The sequence below is a fragment of the Rubrivivax gelatinosus genome, assembly GCF_016583785.1.
Taxonomy (GTDB): Bacteria; Pseudomonadota; Gammaproteobacteria; order Burkholderiales; family Burkholderiaceae_C; genus Rubrivivax; species Rubrivivax gelatinosus_B.
The window spans coordinates 15,455-33,379 of record NZ_NRRU01000060.1; the positions used below are offsets into that span (position 1 = coordinate 15,455).

At 71.8% G+C, this 17,925-nt stretch carries 19 protein-coding genes; 4 read left to right on the forward strand and 15 right to left on the reverse strand.

What is annotated here, in order from left to right; all coding sequences use genetic code 11:
* Nucleotides 1–45: 45 nt before the first annotated feature.
* Nucleotides 46–888: a cyclase family protein gene (locus CKO43_RS15930; protein ID WP_200228846.1), complete on the reverse strand. Its 843-nt coding sequence runs from the start codon at nucleotides 886–888 to the stop codon at nucleotides 46–48.
* Between the two features lie 202 nt (nucleotides 889–1,090).
* Between CKO43_RS15930 and CKO43_RS15935 the strand changes: the two genes are divergently transcribed.
* Nucleotides 1,091–1,891, forward strand: a complete 801-nt coding sequence (locus tag CKO43_RS15935) for an IclR family transcriptional regulator (protein ID WP_200379214.1) — start codon at nucleotides 1,091–1,093, stop codon at nucleotides 1,889–1,891.
* 13 nt (nucleotides 1,892–1,904) lie between these two features.
* Complete coding sequence (locus CKO43_RS15940; protein WP_200379215.1) at nucleotides 1,905–2,570, forward strand: hypothetical protein; 666 nt, start codon at nucleotides 1,905–1,907, stop codon at nucleotides 2,568–2,570.
* 1 nt (nucleotide 2,571) lies between these two features.
* Here CKO43_RS15940 and CKO43_RS15945 read toward each other — a convergent pair whose 3' ends face one another.
* The 5 genes from CKO43_RS15945 to CKO43_RS15965 are packed head-to-tail and all read right to left on the reverse strand — an operon-like array spanning nucleotide 2,572 to nucleotide 6,644.
* Nucleotides 2,572–3,849, reverse strand: a complete 1,278-nt coding sequence (locus tag CKO43_RS15945; protein ID WP_200379216.1) for a DEAD/DEAH box helicase — start codon at nucleotides 3,847–3,849, stop codon at nucleotides 2,572–2,574.
* Nucleotides 3,846–5,267, reverse strand: a complete 1,422-nt coding sequence (gene dbpA / locus CKO43_RS15950) for an ATP-dependent RNA helicase DbpA (RefSeq protein ID WP_200228842.1) — start codon at nucleotides 5,265–5,267, stop codon at nucleotides 3,846–3,848. Before dbpA ends, CKO43_RS15945 begins: the two co-directional genes overlap by 4 nt.
* A gap of 39 nt (nucleotides 5,268–5,306) precedes the next feature.
* A complete protein-coding gene (locus tag CKO43_RS15955) occupies nucleotides 5,307–5,876 on the reverse strand; it encodes an isochorismatase family protein (protein ID WP_200228841.1) in 570 nt (189 codons plus the stop codon).
* The gene (locus CKO43_RS15960; RefSeq protein ID WP_200228840.1) at nucleotides 5,860–6,414 is read right to left on the reverse strand and encodes a YgjP-like metallopeptidase domain-containing protein; all 555 of its coding nucleotides are present in this window, start codon (nucleotides 6,412–6,414) and stop codon (nucleotides 5,860–5,862) included. Before CKO43_RS15960 ends, CKO43_RS15955 begins: the two co-directional genes overlap by 17 nt.
* Nucleotides 6,408–6,644, reverse strand: coding sequence for a hypothetical protein (locus tag CKO43_RS15965; RefSeq protein WP_200228838.1), 237 nt, complete (start codon nucleotides 6,642–6,644; stop codon nucleotides 6,408–6,410). The genes CKO43_RS15960 and CKO43_RS15965 overlap by 7 nt, the downstream gene beginning before the upstream one ends.
* Before the next feature lie 128 nt (nucleotides 6,645–6,772).
* Here CKO43_RS15965 and CKO43_RS15970 point away from each other — a divergent pair, with 128 nt between their 5' ends.
* Nucleotides 6,773–8,134, forward strand: coding sequence for a HipA domain-containing protein (locus CKO43_RS15970; protein ID WP_200379217.1), 1,362 nt, complete (start codon nucleotides 6,773–6,775; stop codon nucleotides 8,132–8,134).
* Nucleotides 8,135–8,159: 25 nt separating this feature from the next.
* Here the strand turns inward: CKO43_RS15970 and rng are convergent, their stop codons facing one another.
* The 8 genes from rng to CKO43_RS16010 all read right to left on the reverse strand — a co-directional run bounded on the left by rng (nucleotide 8,160) and on the right by CKO43_RS16010 (nucleotide 15,307).
* On the reverse strand, nucleotides 8,160–9,620 hold the full coding sequence (gene rng, locus CKO43_RS15975) for a ribonuclease G (RefSeq protein ID WP_200228834.1): 1,461 nt from the start codon (nucleotides 9,618–9,620) through the stop codon (nucleotides 8,160–8,162).
* A 62-nt stretch (nucleotides 9,621–9,682) separates the two neighbouring features.
* Nucleotides 9,683–10,294, reverse strand: a complete 612-nt coding sequence (locus CKO43_RS15980; protein ID WP_200379218.1) for a Maf family protein — start codon at nucleotides 10,292–10,294, stop codon at nucleotides 9,683–9,685.
* Nucleotides 10,295–10,617: 323 nt separating this feature from the next.
* On the reverse strand, nucleotides 10,618–11,085 hold the full coding sequence (rlmH, locus tag CKO43_RS15985; protein WP_200379219.1) for a 23S rRNA (pseudouridine(1915)-N(3))-methyltransferase RlmH: 468 nt from the start codon (nucleotides 11,083–11,085) through the stop codon (nucleotides 10,618–10,620).
* Between the two features lies 1 nt (nucleotide 11,086).
* Nucleotides 11,087–11,797, reverse strand: a complete 711-nt coding sequence (gene rsfS / locus CKO43_RS15990) for a ribosome silencing factor (protein WP_200228828.1) — start codon at nucleotides 11,795–11,797, stop codon at nucleotides 11,087–11,089.
* Nucleotides 11,798–12,412: a nicotinate-nucleotide adenylyltransferase gene (gene nadD, locus CKO43_RS15995; protein WP_200228826.1), complete on the reverse strand. Its 615-nt coding sequence runs from the start codon at nucleotides 12,410–12,412 to the stop codon at nucleotides 11,798–11,800.
* Nucleotides 12,409–13,335, reverse strand: coding sequence for an oxygen-dependent coproporphyrinogen oxidase (gene hemF, locus CKO43_RS16000; protein WP_242481196.1), 927 nt, complete (start codon nucleotides 13,333–13,335; stop codon nucleotides 12,409–12,411). The genes nadD and hemF overlap by 4 nt, the downstream gene beginning before the upstream one ends.
* Nucleotides 13,332–14,585 carry a phosphoribosylamine--glycine ligase gene (gene purD / locus CKO43_RS16005; RefSeq protein ID WP_200228824.1) on the reverse strand — a complete coding sequence of 418 codons (1,254 nt, stop codon included), beginning with the start codon at nucleotides 14,583–14,585 and terminating at the stop codon, nucleotides 13,332–13,334. Before purD ends, hemF begins: the two co-directional genes overlap by 4 nt.
* A complete protein-coding gene (locus CKO43_RS16010; protein ID WP_200228822.1) occupies nucleotides 14,582–15,307 on the reverse strand; it encodes a YebC/PmpR family DNA-binding transcriptional regulator in 726 nt (241 codons plus the stop codon). The genes purD and CKO43_RS16010 overlap by 4 nt, the downstream gene beginning before the upstream one ends.
* A 210-nt stretch (nucleotides 15,308–15,517) precedes the next feature.
* On the opposite strand from CKO43_RS16010, the gene CKO43_RS16015 reads away from it, so the two are divergent.
* Nucleotides 15,518–17,038 carry a helicase HerA-like domain-containing protein gene (locus tag CKO43_RS16015; RefSeq protein WP_200379220.1) on the forward strand — a complete coding sequence of 507 codons (1,521 nt, stop codon included), beginning with the start codon at nucleotides 15,518–15,520 and terminating at the stop codon, nucleotides 17,036–17,038.
* A gap of 186 nt (nucleotides 17,039–17,224) precedes the next feature.
* Here CKO43_RS16015 and CKO43_RS16020 read toward each other — a convergent pair.
* A partial coding sequence (locus CKO43_RS16020; protein WP_200379221.1) for a hypothetical protein occupies nucleotides 17,225–17,925 on the reverse strand: 701 nt, incomplete at its 5' end.

The following is a 17,925-nucleotide window of genomic DNA, read 5'->3' on the forward strand; positions in this document are numbered from 1 at the left end:
ACCTGGCCGTGCACCGCCCTCGGTTGCAGACGGCCAGGCGGGGGCTCAGCCTTCCCCGCGTTCGATGCGGTAGCCGCCGCGCTTGTCGACGATGGCCACCAGCCGCACGATGCAGCCGTCGCCGTTCGTCCAGCGCCAGGGGAAGGCGGCGAAGGTGACGCGCTGGCCGGTGACCTTGTCGATGTCGCCGCCGACGTTTTCGATGCCGCAGATGCCGGCCTGCAGGATCGCCTGGTGGCAGGGCTCCCATTCGGGGAAATCCTCGATCACCTTGCGCCCGGTCTCGCGCTCGTACTCCTGGTTGACCTGCGGCAGCAGGCCGTTGGGCCAGCCCGGGCCGTGCGGGCCGATCGCGGTGCCCAGCGGGTGGTCCAGCGCCTGGGTGTCGGTGCCGATCATCTTCACCTTCTTCTTCGCGAACCATTCGCCGGCCTCCTTGTAGAAGCCGGGCGAGTAGGCGTAGTACTGGCGGTTGTCGCCGTAGTGTTTGTGCCAGCCGGTGTTGACGATGACGATGTCGCCTTCGCGGATCTGCGGCGACGCGCGCTCCAGGTCCTCGGCGGTGATCACCTCCCACCGGCCCTTGGGGATGGAGACGACGACGCCGGTGCCGAAGAAGTAGGGCAGCGGCACCTCGTCCATGAAGGGCGTGCCTTCGACCACGTGCGCCGGCGCGTCGATGTGCGTGCCCGAGTGCATCACCGTCGTGATGCGCTGCGTCAGCACGCCGCTGCGCGCCATCGTGTGCAGGCGCTCGATCTTCACGTCCTCGAAATACGGCCAGCAGGGCTGGCCCAGCCCCCACGGGTGGCTGAGGTCGTAGAACTCGAGCCCCATGTCGTTGTCGAGGTTCTCTTGATAGCTGATGCCGCGGACGGTGATCGTCATGCCGTGCTCCGGATTCGGTTGAGGTGGCCGCTTTGTGTACCGTCTTTCGGTACAGCCGTATCGGTTAGCGGTTCATAGCAACTATCCAGGCTGGCACTGCCGGTGCAAACCGGGTTTTCACTGTCAGTGCAAACCCTCGATCCAGGCCGCCCCGGCGGCGGTGGCACACTCGGCGCGCGCCGCCCGGCGCAGGAGGACGAGCTTGGCGACCGCCACCGAGACGACAGCAGCAGACGAGGACACCGGCGCCGCCGAGCGCGCCGGCGGCATCCAGGTGATCGCACGCGCCGCCGCGGTGCTGCGTGCGCTCGGCGAGCACCCCGGCGGCCTGACGCTGGGCGAGCTGGCGCGGCTGCTGGTGCTGCCGCGCTCGACGGTGCAGCGCATCGTCGACGCGCTGGCGCAGGAGCGGCTGGTGATCGCCGCCAGCCCGACACGCGGCGTGCGCCTGGGCCCGGGCCTGCTGCCGCTGGCGGCGGCGGCACGTTTCGACGTCGCCGAGTTCGTGCGCCCGACGCTGCAGGCGCTGGCGCGCGAATGCGGCGAGACCGTCGACCTGTCGCTGCTGGACGGCACCCGGCTGGTCTTCGTCGAGCAGGTCGCCGGACAGCAGCGGCTGAAGGCCGAGTCGGGCGTCGGCGTCGCCTTCATGCTGCACGCCAGCGCGCCGGGCAAGGCGATGCTCGCGGCGCTGACGCCGGCCGAGCTGCAGGCGCTGCGCCCGCGGCTGCGGCTGGCGCCGCAGACCCCGGCGACGATCGTCGACTGGGACCGCCTGCAGACCGAACTGGAGGCCGTGCGCGGCCAGGGCTACGCCGTCGACCTCGAGGAGAACGCGGTCGGCATCTGCGCCGTCGCGGTGGCGCTGCGCCTGCCCGGTGGCGACCTGGCCGCGGTGTCGGTGCCGGTGCCGCAGCCGCGTTTCGAGGCCTCGCGCGACGAACTCGCGCGCCGGCTGGCAGAGCGCTGCGCGCGGCTGCAGGCTGCGCTCGGCCACGACTGACCCGTCAACCACGATGACCCGACTTCAAACCGAGATCCGGCGCCTGTTCGACCCCGCCGCCGACGGCGACGGCTACGCCCGCTGCGCCGTGCTGGAGCTGCTGGCGCCGGTGGACACCGACGCCCTGGCCGCGCTGTGGAGCGGCGTGCAGAACGACTTCAGCCTGCCGCCGCCGGCGATCGCGGCCTCGGGCGGCGACGCCCTGCAGCTGTGGTTCGCGCTGCGCGAGCCGGTGACGCACGCGGCGCTGCGCGCCTTCGTCGACGGCCTGCGCACGCGTTACCTGGCCGCCGTGCCGGCGCACCGCCAGCGCGGCTGGCCCGACGCGGGCTCGCCGCCGCCGGCGGTGCCGGGCGCGGCGGTCGGCCCCGAACGCTGGTCGGCCTTCGTCTCGCCCGACCTGGCGCCGCTGTTCGCCGAGACCCCGTGGCTGGAACTGCCACCCGGCGACGACGCCCAGGCCTCGCTGCTGGCGGCGCTGCAGCCGATAGGCCCCGAGGCCTTTGCCGCGGCGCTGGCGCGGCTGCAGCCCGCAGCGGTGCCCGCCGTCGACCCCGCCGCGGCGCCCGCCGCTGCCCAGGCCGAACGTTTCCTGCTCGCGGTGATGCACGACACGACGGCGCCGCTGGCGCAGCGCATCAAGGCCGCCCGCGCCCTGCTGCAGCGGCCCGGCGCCTGACTCAGCCGGCCGCTGCGGCCGCCGCCGCTTCGCGCAGCTTGTCCTTGCGGCTCTTGCGCCGGCCCTTGATGCCGCCCTCGGCCGGCGACGGCGGCGGCGCACTCTCGCGCGGCTCGAGGCCTTCGACACGTTCGCGCGCGACGCGCTGGCCCTGGCGTTTTTCGATCAACCGGAAGTGCGCTTCGCCGGCCGCCGGCACGAAGCTGTAGGCGACGCCGGCGGCGCCGGCCCGCGCGGTGCGGCCGATGCGGTGGGTGTAGTCGGCCGGCGAACGCGGCAGGTCGTAGTTGACGACCGCCGCCAGCCCGGGGATGTGCAGCCCACGCGCCGCCATGTCGGTGGCGAGCACGACGCGCAGCCGGCCGCTGTGCAGGTCGCCGAGCACGCGCGTGCGCGCACCCTGGCTCAGCTCGCCGTGGAAGGCGGCGGCAGCGATGCCGGCGCGCTGCAGCTTGTCGGCCACGTGTTCGCTGGCGTGGCGCGTGGCGACGAAGACCAGCACACGCGGCCAGTCGTGCAGCGCCAGCAGGCGCCGCAGCAGCGCCGTGCGCTGCCCCGTGTCGACCTCGACCGCGTGCTGCTCGATCGCCGGGCCGCCGGCCTCGGGCGCGGCGTCGACCTCGACCCGCACCGGCTCCTGCAGCAGCCGCGCAGCCAGCGCCTGCACCGACGGCGGGAAGGTGGCCGAATACAGCAGGTGCTGGCGCTCCGGCGGCAGCAGAGCCAGCACACGTTCGAGCTCGTCGGCGAAACCGTCGTCGAGCAGGCGGTCGGCTTCGTCGAGCACCAGCAGCTGCACCGCGTCGAGCTGCAGCGCGTGGCGCTCGACCAGGTCCAGCAACCGGCCCGGGGTCGCGACGACGACCTCGGCGCCGCCGCGCAGGCCCATCATCTGCGGGTTCACCGAGACGCCGCCGAAGACCACCGCCACCTTCACCGGTTCGGCCATGTGGCGCGCCAGCGAACGCAGCGTCTGGCCGGCCTGCACCGCCAGCTCGCGCGTCGGCACCAGCAGCAGCGCACGCGTGACGCGGCGCCCGGTGCGCGGCGTGATGTCGAAGCGGTGCAGCAGCGCCAGCCCGTAGGCCGCGGTCTTGCCCGAGCCGGTGGGGGCGCGCGCGATCAGGTCGCGGCCGTCGAGCGCCGGCGGGATGGCCTGCACCTGCACCGCGGTCGGCTCGACGAAACCGAGTTCGGCGCAGGCGCGCTGCAGCGAGCGCGTCAGGCCGAGCGTGGCGAAGGCCGAGACCGGCGCCGGCGCGGGGCGCGGCCCGCTCACAGGCGCCGCACCTTGACCGAGCGGCCCTTGACCTTGCCGCGGTCCAGGCCACGCAGCGCCTGGTCGGCGAGGTCGCGGCGCACCGCGACGTAGGTGGAAAAGTCGTTGACGTCGATCTTGCCGATGCCCGCGCCGTCCAGCCCCAGGTCCTTGGTGAGCGCGCCCAGCACGTCGCCGGGGCGGATCTTCTCCTTGCGCCCGCCGAGGATCTGCAGCGTCACCATCGGCGGCAGCAGCGGCGCCTGCGTGCCGGCCTTCGCCAGTTCGGCCTTCAGCTCGGCCAGCGGATGCCAGACGCTCTGCCGGCCCTGCATCTCGTCGATGCGGCCGACACGGCCCATCTCGTCGACGCTGGCGAGGTTGAACACCAGCCCGCTCTCGCCGGCGCGCCCGGTGCGGCCGATGCGGTGCGTGTGCACCTCGGGCTCGGGCGTGATGTCGACGTTGATCACCGCTTCGAGCTTGGTGATGTCCAGCCCGCGCGCGGCGACGTCGGTGGCGACCAGCACGCTGGCGCTGCGGTTGGCGAAACGCACCAGCACCTGGTCGCGCTCGCGCTGCTCCAGGTCGCCGTGCAGTTCGAGCGCGACGATGCCCTGGGCCTGCAGCACCGCCACCAGGTCGCGGCACTGCTGCTTGGTGTTGCAGAAGGCGAGCGTGCTCTCGGGGCGGAAACGCTGCAGCAGCAGGCCGACGGCGTGCAGGCGCTCGCTTTCGTCGACCTCGTAGAAACGCTGGACGATGTCGCCGGCGGCGTGGCGCTCGGCCAGGCGCACCTCCTGCGGCTCGCGCAGGTAACGCGCCGCGAGCTTGGCGACGTCGTCCGGGTAGGTGGCCGAGAACAGCAGCGTCTGGCGCTTGGCCGGCGGCGGGCAATGGCGCGCGACGGCGGCGATGTCCTCGGCGAAACCCATGTCGAGCATGCGGTCGGCCTCGTCCAGCACCCAGGTCGTGAGTGCGGCCAGCGCGAGCGAACCACGCTCCAGGTGGTCGAGCACGCGCCCGGGCGTGCCGACGATGACGTGGGCACCGTGCTCCAGGCTGGCGAGCTGCGGCCGGATCGCGGCGCCGCCGCACAGCGTCAGCACCTTGACGTTGTCTTCGGCACGCGCCAGGCGGCGGATCTCCTGCGACACCTGCTCGGCGAGCTCACGCGTCGGACACAGCACCAGCGCCTGCACGGCGAAGTTGCGTGCGTCCAGCTTGGCCAGCAGCGGCAGCGAGAAGGCTGCGGTCTTGCCGCTGCCGGTCTTGGCCTGGGCGATCAGGTCGCGCCCGGCCAGTGCCGGCGGCAGCGCCGCGGCCTGGATGGGCGTCATGTGTTCGTATCCCAGGCGCTGCAGGTTGGCGAGCACGGGGGCCGCGAGCGGCAGCGTCGAGAAGGCGGGGCCGGCGGGCGCGGCGGGAGATGCGGTCATGCCCCGATTGTCGGGGCTGGGGCGCCAGGCCCGCCGCGTTCAGGCGCCGGGGAACACGAATTCGACCGCTTCGGCCGCCGCGGTGGCGCTGCGGCGCCCCGGATACTGCAGCCAGGGCAGCACGACGTTGAGTTCGCGCACCACGGCCGCGGCGTCCACCGTGCCGCCGTCGTCCAGCGTCAGCGACGCGGTCGTGTGGGCATCGTTCACCAGCGTCAGGTCGTAGCCGCGCTCGAGCGCGCCGTAGGCCGTCGCCCGGATGCAGAAGTTCGTCATGGCACCGGCGAGCACGATGTGGCTCGCACCCAGGCGCGCGAGTTCGGCCTCGAGCGCCGTGCCCTCGAAAGCCGAGTTGTAGCGCTTGGGGATCAGGGTTTCGCCCGGCGCCGGCAGCAGCTCGGGCACCCACTGCCAGGCCGCGCTGCCGGGCGCCAGCTCGTCGCTGCCGTGCTGCACCCAGACCACCGGCACGCCGGCGGCGCGGGCTCGTTCCACCGTGCGCGCCACCTGGCGCACCACCCGGGCGGCGTCCCAGGCCTCGTGCATCACGCCGACCTGGACGTCCACCACCATCAGGATGGACTGCCTGCCTTCACGTACCGTGGCCATCGCTGTCCTTCGCAGTGTTCGTGCAGCGGGCATTGTCCGCCGGCCCGGCGCCCAGCTCGCGCGCCGTCAGCCACAGCCGCAGGTCGAACTCGAGCGCGTGGTAGTCCGGTTCCATGTGGCGGCACAGCGCATAGAAGGCCTTGTCGTGCTCGCGCTCCTTCAGGTGCGCGAGCTCGTGCACGGCGATCGTGCGCAGGAAGTCGGCCGGGCCGTCCTTGAACAGCGCGGCGATGCGGATCTCGCGTTTGGCCTGCAGCCGCCCGCCCTGCACGCGCGAGACCGCGGTATGCGTGCCCAGGGCGTTCTTGACGACGTGCAGCTTGGGGTCGAACACGACCTTGGCCAGCGGCGGCGCGCTCTTCATGTGGCGCGCCTTCAGCGCGCAGACGTAGTCGTAGAGCTCGCGTTCGTTGCGCACCGGCGAAGCCTCGGGGTGGCGGCGCGCGACGTGTTCGGCCAGGCGGCCGGCGTCTATCAGGCCCTGCACCTGGGCCAGCAGCTCGGCCGGGTAGCCCTGCAGGTACTTCAGTGTCAGCACCGGCCCGAACGCCGGCTGCGCGGCTGCAGCTTGTCGAGTTCGGCGAACTGCTGCTTGAGCAGCAGCAGCAGCGCGCGCGCCTGGTCGACCGGCAGGCTCAGGCAGGAGCCGCCGGCGCCTTCGTCGCGTGCCGGGCGCGGCAGCACCAGCGCGTCGATGCCGAGCTCGATCAGGCCCTTGTCGTGGCGCAGGGACTTCAGGCGCTGGACTTCGATGTCGTAGGTCTTCACGGGGCGGCTCTGGCGTTGGGGATGGCCGATTGTCAGGCCGCGCGCGCCGCGTCCGGCAGCGTCGGCCCTCCATGCACGCCCCGGGCTTATGCAACATACAATTCAACGAACTATTCACGACCTAGCCGATGAACCCTCGCTCCCCGCTTTCCACCGACGGCCCGGGCCGGGACATCGAGCGTGTGCTGTTGTCGGGCCCGCAGACCGCGGCCCAGCTGATGGCGGCGCTGGGCATGAGCCAGCCGACGCTGTCGCGGACTATTCATGCGCTGAGCGCAACGGTGACCCGCTTCAGGGTGACGGGGCGCAGGACCCCGCTGTACGGCCTGTTGCGGCCCCTGCCCATGGGTCTCGCGCCGCGGCAGCGCATCCACCGCTACCTGGGGCAGGGGCATGTGCGGCCGTTCGCGGAAGTCGAGTTCCTCGCCGGCGGCGCGACGCTGGAGAGGGCCGGCAGGCTGACCACGCTGTACGAGGGCCTGCCGCCCTACATGATGTTCGCGGCACCTTCGGGATTCCTCGGCCGCCAGCTGGCGCAGGAAGCGTCGCGCTCCCAGGCCTTCCCGTCCAGCCTGAAGGACTGGAGCGACGAGCACCGGGTCGCCTACCTGTTCACGCAGGGCCTGAACCTGCCGGGCAACCTGGTGTTCGGCGATGTCTCGCTGCAGCGGGAGATGGAACTGCGCACCGCCGTGCCGGTCTCCGCGGCCGGGAAGCTGGCGCACTACCTCGAGATGGCATCGGCGCTGAAGGCCGCCGCCTACGGCTCCAGCGCCGGCGGCGAGCAGCCCAAGTTCCTGAGCCTCACCGAGGACTCGGGCCACGTCATCGTCAAGTTCGCCCGGCTCGGCAGCCGGATGGCGGAGCTGCTGCCGCTGGAACACCTGGCACTGCGCACGCTGGCCGAAGCCGGCGTGCCGGCGGCGGGTACGCAGCTGTTGGCCGCTGGCGACTACGTCTTCCTCGAGGTCGTGCGTTTCGACCGGCAGGGCGCGACCGGCCGCATCGGCATGCTGTCGGCGGGCTCGGTCGACGACGAGTTCTTCGGCCGGCGCGACACCTGGTCCGAATTCGCGGCGCGCTGCGTGCAGGCCCGCTACCTGTCGCCCGCCGACGCCTGCCACGTCGACACGATGGCGGCCTTCAGCGAGCTGATCGGCAACACCGACCGCCACTTCGACAACATCTCGCTGCTGATCGACGAGGACGGCGAGTACCTGGGCATCGCCCCGGCCTACGACATCCTGCCGATGCGCTACGCCTCCATCGGCGGCGGCCTGGACCCGGACCTGACGCCGATCGAACCCCGGATCGGCAGCATCGGCACCCGGCAGGAGGTCTGGGAGCCGGCGGCACGAGCGGCCGAGCGTTTCTGGTTGGCGGCGCAGACCGAAACCCTGGCCGCGCCGCTATCGCCGCAGATGCGGCAGCTGGCGGCTCGCAACCGGGAGGTCGCGCAGGCGTTCGCGGCGCCGCTCGTGTCGGCGTGATGGCGCGCAGATCCGAGGCGCGCCGCTACATCAGCACGATGTCGTACTGCTCCGGGTTCATCGTCGCCTCGGCCGACAGCGAGATCGGCTTGCCGATGAACTCCGACAGGCCGGCGATGTGGCCGCCCTCCTCGTCGAGCAGCATCTCGACGACGGCGGCGCTGGCGATGACGCGGAACTCCTTCGGGTCGAACTGGCGCGCCTCGCGCAGGATCTCGCGCAGGATGTCGTAGCAGACGCTGCGCGCGGTCTTCACCTGGCCGCGGCCCTGGCAGGTCGGGCAGGGCTCGCACAGCATGTGCGCCAGGCTCTCGCGCGTGCGTTTCCTCGTCATCTCGACCAGACCCAGCTGCGTGAAGCCGCTGACCGTGGTGCGCGTGCGGTCGCGCGCGAGCTGCTTGCGCAGTTCGGCCAGCACCGCCTGCTGGTGGTCCTCGCGGATCATGTCGATGAAGTCGGCGATGATGATGCCGCCCAGGTTGCGCAGCCGCAGCTGGCGCGCGACGGCGCCGGCCGCCTCGAGGTTGGTCTTGAAGATCGTGTCCTCGAAGTTGCGCGCGCCGACGAAGCCGCCGGTGTTGACGTCGATGGTCGTCAGCGCCTCGGTCTGGTCGACGATCAGGTAGCCGCCGCTCTTCAGGTCGACGCGCCGCGCCAGTGCCTTGACGATCTCGTCCTCGATGCCGAAGAGGTCGAAGATCGGGCGCTCGCCCCGGTACAGGTCGAGCTTGCGCACCGCGCCCGGCGTATAGGCCTCGCCGAAGGCGCGCAGCGCCTCGTACTGCAGCTTGGAGTCGATGCGGATGGTCTGGGTCGCGTCGCCGGTCAGGTCGCGCAGCACGCGTTCGGCCAGGCTCAGGTCCTGGTGCAGCAGCGTGCCCGGCGGTTTGCTCTGCGCGCGCTGGCGGATCGCCGCCCAGGCCTTGCGCAGGTAGGCGATGTCGTCGCCGAGCTCGGTGTCGCTCGCCTCCTCGGCGTTGGTGCGCAGAATGAAGCCGCCGCCTTCGCTGCCCACCAGCGCCTGCATGCGCGTGCGCAGCTGCTCGCGCAGCTCGGGGCCGCCGATCTTCTGCGAGATGCCGATGTGGTCGTCGTGCGGCAGGAAGACGAGCATGCGCCCGGCGATCGAGATCTGCGTCGACAGCCGCGCGCCCTTGGTGCCGATGGCGTCCTTGACCACCTGCACCGTCAGCGTCTGGCCTTCGAAGACGTGGCGCTCGATCGGCGGCAGCGGCGCGTCGCCGCGTGTCGTCGGGTGGCCGAACAGGTCGGCCACGTGCAGGAAGGCGGCGCGTTCCAGGCCGATGTCGACGAACGCACTCTGCATGCCCGGCAGCACACGCGCCACCTTGCCCAGATAGACGTTGCCGACCAGTCCTCGCTCGAGCGTGCGCTCGATGTGCAGTTCCTGCACAGCGCCGTTCTCGACGATGGCGACCCGCGTTTCCTGCGGTGCCCAATTGATGAGGATGTCCTGCGTCGCCATGGCGCGGAGTCTAACGACGGCCACAGGGGCGCGCCTGTACGGGGCTACGCGGATGCCGGCGCTCAGGGCGCGCAGGCGATGCCGGCTTCGGCCAGCAGCGCGCGCGTCTCGAACAGCGGCAGGCCCATGATCCCCGAGTAGCTGCCTTCGACCCGTTCGATCCAGGCCGAGATCGGCCCCTGGATCGCGTACGAGCCGGCCTTGCCGAAGGGCTCGCCGCTGGCGACGTAGCGAGCGATCGTGGCCTCGGGCAGCGCGGCGAAGACGACGCGCGAGTCCGACAGCGCCAGCAGCCGGCGCGCGCCGGCGGCGACCGCAACCGCGGTGTAGACGTGGTGCACGCCGGCCGACAGCGCACGCAGCGTCGCCGCGGCGTCGTCGGCGTCGCGTGGTTTGCCCAGGATGCGCGGGCCCAGCGCCACCGTGGTGTCGGCGCAGAGGATGGGCGCCGGCGGCAGCGCGCGCGCCTGCAGCCGCGCGAGCGCGGCGTCGAGCTTGGCGCGCGTGACGCGCTGCACGTAGTCGGCCGGCGCTTCGCCCTCGCGTTCGGCTTCCAGTGCCTCGGCGTCTTCGTCGGGCGCCGGCAGCAGCGGGCGGTGGGCGACGCCGAGCTGGTCGAGCAGCTGCGCGCGGCGCGGGCTTTGCGAGGCGAGGTAGACGAAAGTGGTGTTCATCGTGGAAGGCTGTCGTGCGCTGCCATCTTGCCCCCTCTCCCGCTCGCGGGAGAGGGGCGGGGTGAGGGCTCGTGGCGCGCGGGCACCCTCACCCCTGCCCTCTCCCGCCTTGCGGGAGAGGGAGCCGGTCATTCGCGGTGGTAGGGGTGACCGCTGGACAAGGGCGAGGCGAGGTAGACGAAGTTGGTGTTCATCGTGGAAGGCTGTCGTGCCCTGCCATCTTGCCCCCTCTCCCGCTCGCGGGAGAGGGTCGGGGTGAGGGCTCGTGGCGCGAGGGCACCCTCACCCCTGCCCTCTCCCGCCTTGCGGGAGAGGGAGCCAGGTCATTCGCGGTGGTAGGGGTGACCGCTGGACAAGGTCCAGGCGCGATAAAGCGCCTCGGCCAGCAGCACGCGCGCGAACGCATGCGGCAGCGTCAGGTCCGACAGCCGCAAGGTCTCGTCGGCACTGGCTTTCAGCGCCGGGTCCAGACCGTCGGGGCCGCCGATCAGGAAGGCGGCGTCGCGGCCGTCGCCGCGCCAGCTGGTGACACGTTCGGCCAGCTTGACCGTGTCCAGCCGCGTGCCGCGTTCGTCCAGGATCACGCGGCGCACGCCACGCGGCAGCGCCGCCTCGAAACGCGCGGCTTCGGCGGCCATGCACTGCGCCGCCGTCTTGCCGGCACGCGGTTCGGCCTTCAACGCCTTGAGTTCCAGCCGCATCTCGGGCGGGAAACGTTTGGCGAAATCGGCCCAGGCCTCGTCGGCCCAGGCCGGCTGGCGCTGGCCCACGGCCACGACCAGCAGCTTCACCTCAGCGTGCGGTCTTGCGCGGGGCGGTCTTGCGCGCGGGCGTCTTGGCCGCCGGCCGCGGCGCCGGCTTGCGTGCCGCCGGAGCGCTGCGCGCCGCCGGCTTCTTCACCGCGAGCTTGCGCGCCGGCTGCACCTTCACCGTCGTCACCGGCAGATCGGCGTCGCTGCGCGACGTCGTCTTGCGGGCCGCGGTCTTGCGTGCCGGCGTCTTGGCGGCCGGCCTGCCGGCAGCAGCCTTCTTCGCCGCCGGGCGCGCCGCGTTGCGCGCCAAGGTCTTGTCCGAGGCCTTCTTCTTTTTCGGCGGCTTCTTGCCCGCCTGCTTCGGCTCCTCGTCCATAGGCTCGGAAGCCTTGACCAGGCCGCCGACCACACCCAGCTTGATGCGCACCGCCTTGCCGCCCCAGATCTCCTCGAGGTGGTAGTACTCGCGGATCGCCGGCTGCATGATGTGCGCGACCGCCTGGCCGCAGTCGACGATGACCCACTCGCCGTTGTCCTCGCCCTCGGTGGACAGGACTTCCATGCCGCGCGACTTGACGGTGTCGCGCACGCTGGAGGCCAGCGCCTTGGTCTGGCGGTTGCTGGTGGCCGTCGCGATGATCACACGCTCGAACAGCGGCGACAGGCTCTCGGTGTTGAAGACGGCGATGTTCTGCGCCTTGACGTCCTCCAGGCCATCGACGATGGCCCGTTGCAGTTTACGAATGTCCATTCAACTCCCGGATGCGGCCCGGTACAGGGCGTGCTGGTCAATATAACGTGCCACCTGCGGTGGCACCAATTCGGTGATGTCCTGGCCGTTGGCGGCCCGGCGGCGGATTTCGGTGGCGGAGACGTCCATCGCCAGCGGCACGATGGCATGCGGACAGCAGGCCACCTCGGCTTCGGCTGCCGGCGCGACACCCGGCCGCGCGGCGACGGCCAGCTCCACTTCGGCCAGCAGTTCGCGCCAGCGGTGCCAGCTGTGCAGCCCGGCGTACTGGTCCTGCCCGATCAGCAGCACCCAGTGCGCACCGGGCTCGCGCGCCTGCAGCGCCTGCACGGTGTCCAGCGTGTAGCTGGGCCCGCTGCGTTCGAGTTCGATGTCTTCGATGACGAAACGCGGCTCGCCGGCCGTCGCCAGTTCGAGCATCGCGACACGGTGGCGCGCCTCGCTCAGCGTGCGCGCCTTCTGCCAGGGCTGGCCGGCGGGCACCCAGCGCACCTCGTCCAGCGCCAGCTGCGCCAGCGCCGAGCGTGCGAAAGCCAGGTGGGCACGGTGCACCGGGTCGAAGCTGCCGCCGAACAGGCCGATGCGGCGGCCAGCGGCCGCGGGGGCGTGATTCACTCGGCGAGCCAGTCGCGCGCACGCAGAAAGTCGCTGTACAGCCGCGCCTCGGGCGTGCCCGGTTCGGGCTTCGCGTCGTAGCCCCAGTGCACCACCGGCGGCATCGACATCAGGATGCTCTCGGTGCGCCCGCCGCTCTGCAGCCCGAACAGCGTGCCGCGGTCCCAGACGAGGTTGAACTCGACGTAGCGCCCGCGGCGCATGCACTGGAAGTCGCGTTCGCGCTCGCCATAGGGTGTGTCGCGGCGCTGGCGCACGATCGGCAGCCAGGCGTCGATGAAGGCCTCGCCGACCGCACGCGTCATCGCGAAGCCGGCGTCGAAACCGCCTTCGGCGAAGTCATCGAAGAAGACGCCACCGATGCCGCGCGGCTCGTCGCGGTGCTTCAGGAAGAAGTACTCGTCGCACCAGCGCTTGAAGCGCGGGTACTTGTCGGCGCCGAAGGGTGCCAGCGCGTCGCGGCAGACGCGGTGGAAGTGGCGCGCGTCGTCCTCGACGCCGTAGTACGGCGTCAGGTCCATGCCGCCGCCGAACCAGCTGACCGGCTCGCGCCCTTCGGGGAAGGCGGCGAACAGGCGCACGTTCAGGTGCGTCGTCGGCACGTGCGGGTTGCGCGGGTGCATCACCAGCGACACGCCCAGCGCCTCGAACGGCGAGCCGGCGAGTTCGGGCCGGTGCTGCGTGGCCGTCGGCGGCAGCGCCTTGCCCTTGACGTGGCTGAAGTTGCAGCCGCCGCGTTCGATCAGCGGCCCGCCTTCGACGAGCTGGGTCAGGCCGTCGCCTTCGAGCCGGCCGCCGGCCGGACGCTGCCAGGCGTCACGCAGAAACGGCGTGCCGTCCTCGGCCTCGACCGCGGCGACGATGCGCGATTGCAGGTCCAGCAGCCAGCGGCGCATCGCCGCGGTGTCGACGGGCGCGTTCAATGGCGGATGGCCCGGTGGCCGATGTCGTTGCGCCACTGCGCGCCGTCGAAGGCGATCGCACGCACGCCTTCGAGCGCGCGCGCCTGCGCCAGCCGCACCGAGTCGCCGAGCGCGGTGACGCAAAGCACGCGCCCGCCGCTGGTGAGCGTGCGGCCGTCCTCGGCCTTGGTGCCGGCGTGGAAGACGACGAGGTCCTCGCGCTCGGCCGGCAGGCCGCTGATGACGTCGCCGGCACGCGGTTCGGCCGGGTAGCCGGCGGCGGCCATCACGACGCCGAGCGCGACGCGGCGGTCCCACTGCAGCGAGACGTCTGCCAGCTTGCCGTCGGTGGCCGCCAGCAGCAGCTCGACCAGGTCGGTCTTCAGCCGCATCAGGATGACCTCGGCTTCGGGGTCGCCCAGGCGGCAGTTGAACTCGACCGTGCGCGGCTGGCCCTGGGCGTCGATCATCAGGCCGGCATAGAGGAAGCCGGTGAACGGGTGCCCGTCCTTGGCCATGCCGGCGAGTGTCGGGCCGATGATCTCGTGCATCACCTTGGCGTGCACGTTGGGCGTGACCACCGGGGCCGGCGAATACGCGCCCATGCCGCCAGTGTTCGGGCCGCGGTCGCCGTCGAAGATGCGCTTGTGGTCCTGGCTGGTGGCCAGCGGCAGCACCGTCGTGCCGTCGGCGACGACGATGAAGCTGGCTTCCTCGCCCTCCATGAACTCCTCGATGACGACGCGGCCGCCGGGCACGCCCAGCATCGCGTCGATCGCGGCGTGGGCCTCGTCGAGCGTCGTTGCGACGACCACGCCCTTGCCCGCTGCCAGGCCGTCGGCCTTGACGACGATGGGCGCGCCCTGCGCCGCCACATAGGCATGCGCCGCGGCGGCTTCGGTGAAGCTCTCGTAACGCGCCGTCGGGATGGCGTGGCGCTTCATGAAGTCCTTGGCGAAGGCCTTGGAGCTTTCCAGCTGCGCCGCCGCACGCGACGGGCCGAAGATGCGCAGCCCGCGTGCCCGGAAGACGTCGACGACACCCGCGGCCAGCGGCGCCTCGGGGCCGACGACCGTCAGCGCCACCTTCTCGGCGACGACGAAGTCGGCCAGCGCCGCCGGGTCCGTGATCGGCACGTTGCGCAAGCGCGGGTCCGCCGCCGTGCCGCCGTTGCCCGGCGCCACGTAGACGAGCTGGACGCGCCCGGACTGCGCGAGCTTCCACGCCAGCGCGTGCTCGCGGCCGCCGCCGCCGATCACGAGGACCTTCATGCTTCGATTTCCGCGTTGTGGAAGACGTCCTGCACGTCGTCGAGGTCCTCGATGACGTCCAGCAGCTTCTGCATGCGCGCGGCGTCTTCGCCGGCGAGCGCGATCGTGTTCTCGGCGCGCATCGTGACGTCGGCGATCTCGGGCTTCAGGCCCTTGGCCTCGAGCGCGGTCTTGACCACGTCGAGTTCGGCCGGGCCGGTGAGCACTTCGATCGAGCCGTCCTCGCCGGTGATGACGTCCTCGGCGCCGGCTTCGAGCGCGGCTTCCATCACCGCGTCCTCGTTCGTGCCCGGGGCGAAGATCATCTGGCCGCAGTGCTTGAACTGGAACGAGACCGAGCCGTCGGTGCCCAGGTTGCCGCCGTACTTGCTGAAGGCGTGGCGAACCTCGGCGACCGTGCGCACGCGGTTGTCGGTCATGCAGTCGACGATGATCGCCGCGCCGCCGATGCCGTAGCCCTCGTAGCGGATCTCCTCGTAGTGCACGCCTTCGAGGTTGCCGGTGGCTTTGTCGATGTTGCGCTTGACGGTGTCGGCGGGCATGTTGGCCGCCTTGGCCTTGTCGACGGCCAGCCGCAGGCGCGGGTTGGCGTTGGGGTCACCACCGCCCTGGCGGGCGGCCACGATGATCTCGCGGATCACACGGGTCCAGACCTTGCCGCGCTTCTCGTCCTGGCGGCCTTTTCGATGCTGGATGTTGGCCCATTTGGAATGTCCGGCCATGGGGGGAATCTCCTGTAGCGCCGTTCGGGATCGGGGTGACGTAGGTCGGCGCGCTTCCTCAGCGAAGGGCGCGATTTTAGCGGGCGGCCCCTGCCCGCCCCCGCCCCCCGGACGCAAGGGTGGGCGCCAAGCCCGGCGCTAGACTCGCGCGACCTGCGCCGGCGCCTCGTCGGCCGCCTCGATCACGACAGCAAGAACCGGGGGATTCCCATGTCCGAACCGATCCTCGTCGCCCGCCACGGCGACGTCTTCTGCGAGCTGCTGCCGGCGCTCGCCAACCGCCACGGCCTGATCACAGGCGCCACCGGCACCGGCAAGACGATCACGCTGCAAAAGCTCGCCGAGAGCTTCAGCAACATCGGCGTGCCGGTCTTCATGGCCGACGTGAAAGGCGACCTGACCGGCATCAGCCAGCGCGGCAGCGTGTCGCCCAAGCTCGCCGCGGTGCTGGCCGAACGCGGCATCGAGACCCCCGAGGCGCTGGCCTGCCCGACGACGCTGTGGGACGTCTTCGGCGAACAGGGCCACCCGGTGCGCGCCACCGTCTCCGACATGGGCCCGCTGCTGCTGGCACGCATGCTGGCGCTCAACGAGACCCAGCAGGGCGTGCTGAACCTCGTCTTCAAGATAGCCGACGACCAGGGCCTGGCGCTGCTGGACATGAAGGACCTGCGCGCGATGCTGCAGCACGTCGGCGAGAACGCACGCGACTTCACCACCGAGTACGGCAACGTCAGCGCCGCCAGCATCGGCGCCATCCAGCGCGGCCTGCTGCAGATCGAGGAACAAGGCGGCGACCGTTTCTTCGGCGAGCCGATGCTGGCGATCGACGACTTCATGCAAACCACGGATGGCCGCGGCGTGGTCAACATCCTCGCCGCCGACAAGCTGATGAACGCGCCGCGGCTGTACGCGACCTTCCTGCTGTGGATGCTGTCCGAGCTGTTCGAGGCCCTGCCCGAGGTCGGCGACCTGGACAAACCCAAGCTCGTCTTCTTCTTCGACGAAGCCCACCTGCTGTTCAAGGACGCGCCGGCGGCGCTGGTCGAGCGCATCGAACTCGTCGTGCGCCTGGTGCGCAGCAAAGGCGTCGGCGTCTATTTCGTCACCCAGAACCCGCTGGACGTGCCCGACACCGTGCTCGCGCAGCTGGGCAACCGCGTGCAGCACGCGCTGCGTGCGTTCTCGCCGCGCGACCAGAAGGCGGTCAAGGCCGCGGCCGACACGATGCGGCCGAACCCGAAGCTGGGCGAGCTGTCGGCGGCGATCACCGAACTCGGCGTCGGCGAGGCGCTGGTCAGCTTCCTCGACGCCAAGGGCCGGCCCAGCGTCACCGAGCGGGTCTACGTGCTGCCACCGGGCAGCCGCATCGGCCCGGTGACGCCGGCCGAGCGCCAGGCGCTGATCGCCGGCTCGCTGGTGGCCGGTGTCTACGAGAAGACGGTCGACCGCGAGTCGGCCTACGAACGGCTGAAAGGCCGCGCCGCGACCGCACCGGCCGCCAGCGCCGGCCTGCCGCCGGGCGCGCAGGCGCCGGCGGGTGCCGGCGGCGGGCTGATGGATGGGCTGAAGGACGCGCTCTTCGGCAGCACCGGCCCGCGCGGCGGCAAGCGCGAAGGCCTGGCCGAAGCCGCGGCGCGTTCGGCGATGCGCAGCATCGGCTCGGCCGTCGGCCGCGAACTCATCCGCGGCGTGCTCGGCTCCCTCGTCGGCAACAGCCGGCGCCGCTGAGGCGGGACGTACAAGGCCGGAAGGCCTTGTACGCCAGCCGAAGGCCATCCCGCGATTTCACGCGGGATGGCTGAGGCGGGACGGGCAAGGCCGGAAGGCCTTGACCGCCAGCCGAGGGCCAGCACGCGATTTCACGCGGGCTGGCTGAGGTGGCCCCCGGCTGGCGAGCAAGACCTTCCGACGTCGTCAGTCAAGCAAATCGGAATAGTCGCCGCGGCCGTAGCCGGCGAGTGCATCCCAGGGCAGCGGCGCCGGCGTCGGGATGATCTCGGCCGTCAGCAGTTGCCGGCTCAGGCCGTGCGCGTCGTGCTGCTCGATGCGGCGCGCGTACTGGCCGCGCACGTCCCAGTCGACCAGCGTCGTGCGTTCGCCGTTGCGCAGCCGGTAGTGCTCGACCCCGCCGCTGCGGCCCAGGCGCTCCATGCGCGCCAGCGCCGCCGGGTCGATCAGCCAGTAGGCCGCGGCCCAGGAGCCGCCGTAGCCGACGTTGCCCTGGTGCGCCGGCTCGACGTCGATGACGCGCCGGCGCTCGCGCAGCACCGACTGCACCTGCACCTCGTCGCCGACGCGGCGCAGCAGCAGCGGCGCACCCCGCGCCTCGTCGTGCGCATGGCCGGCGTGCGGGCCGGTGTGCTCGGGCCCGGCATGGGCCTCGTGCTCGGCCAGCGCCGGCGGCAGCTCGCGCTCCAGCCAGACCACGTTGGCGCGGCGCACCATGCGGTCCTGGTAGCGCGTCTGGCGCGTGACACCGTCCGAGCCGATGCTCAAGCTGGTGTGCGTGAGCCGCAGGCTCAGGCCCGGGGCCTTGTCTTCGGGCGGCCGCTGCGGCGCGGCTTCGGCCGGCCGGGCGGTGGCCGGAGCCGCCGGCGCGGCGGCCGCGCCGGCGA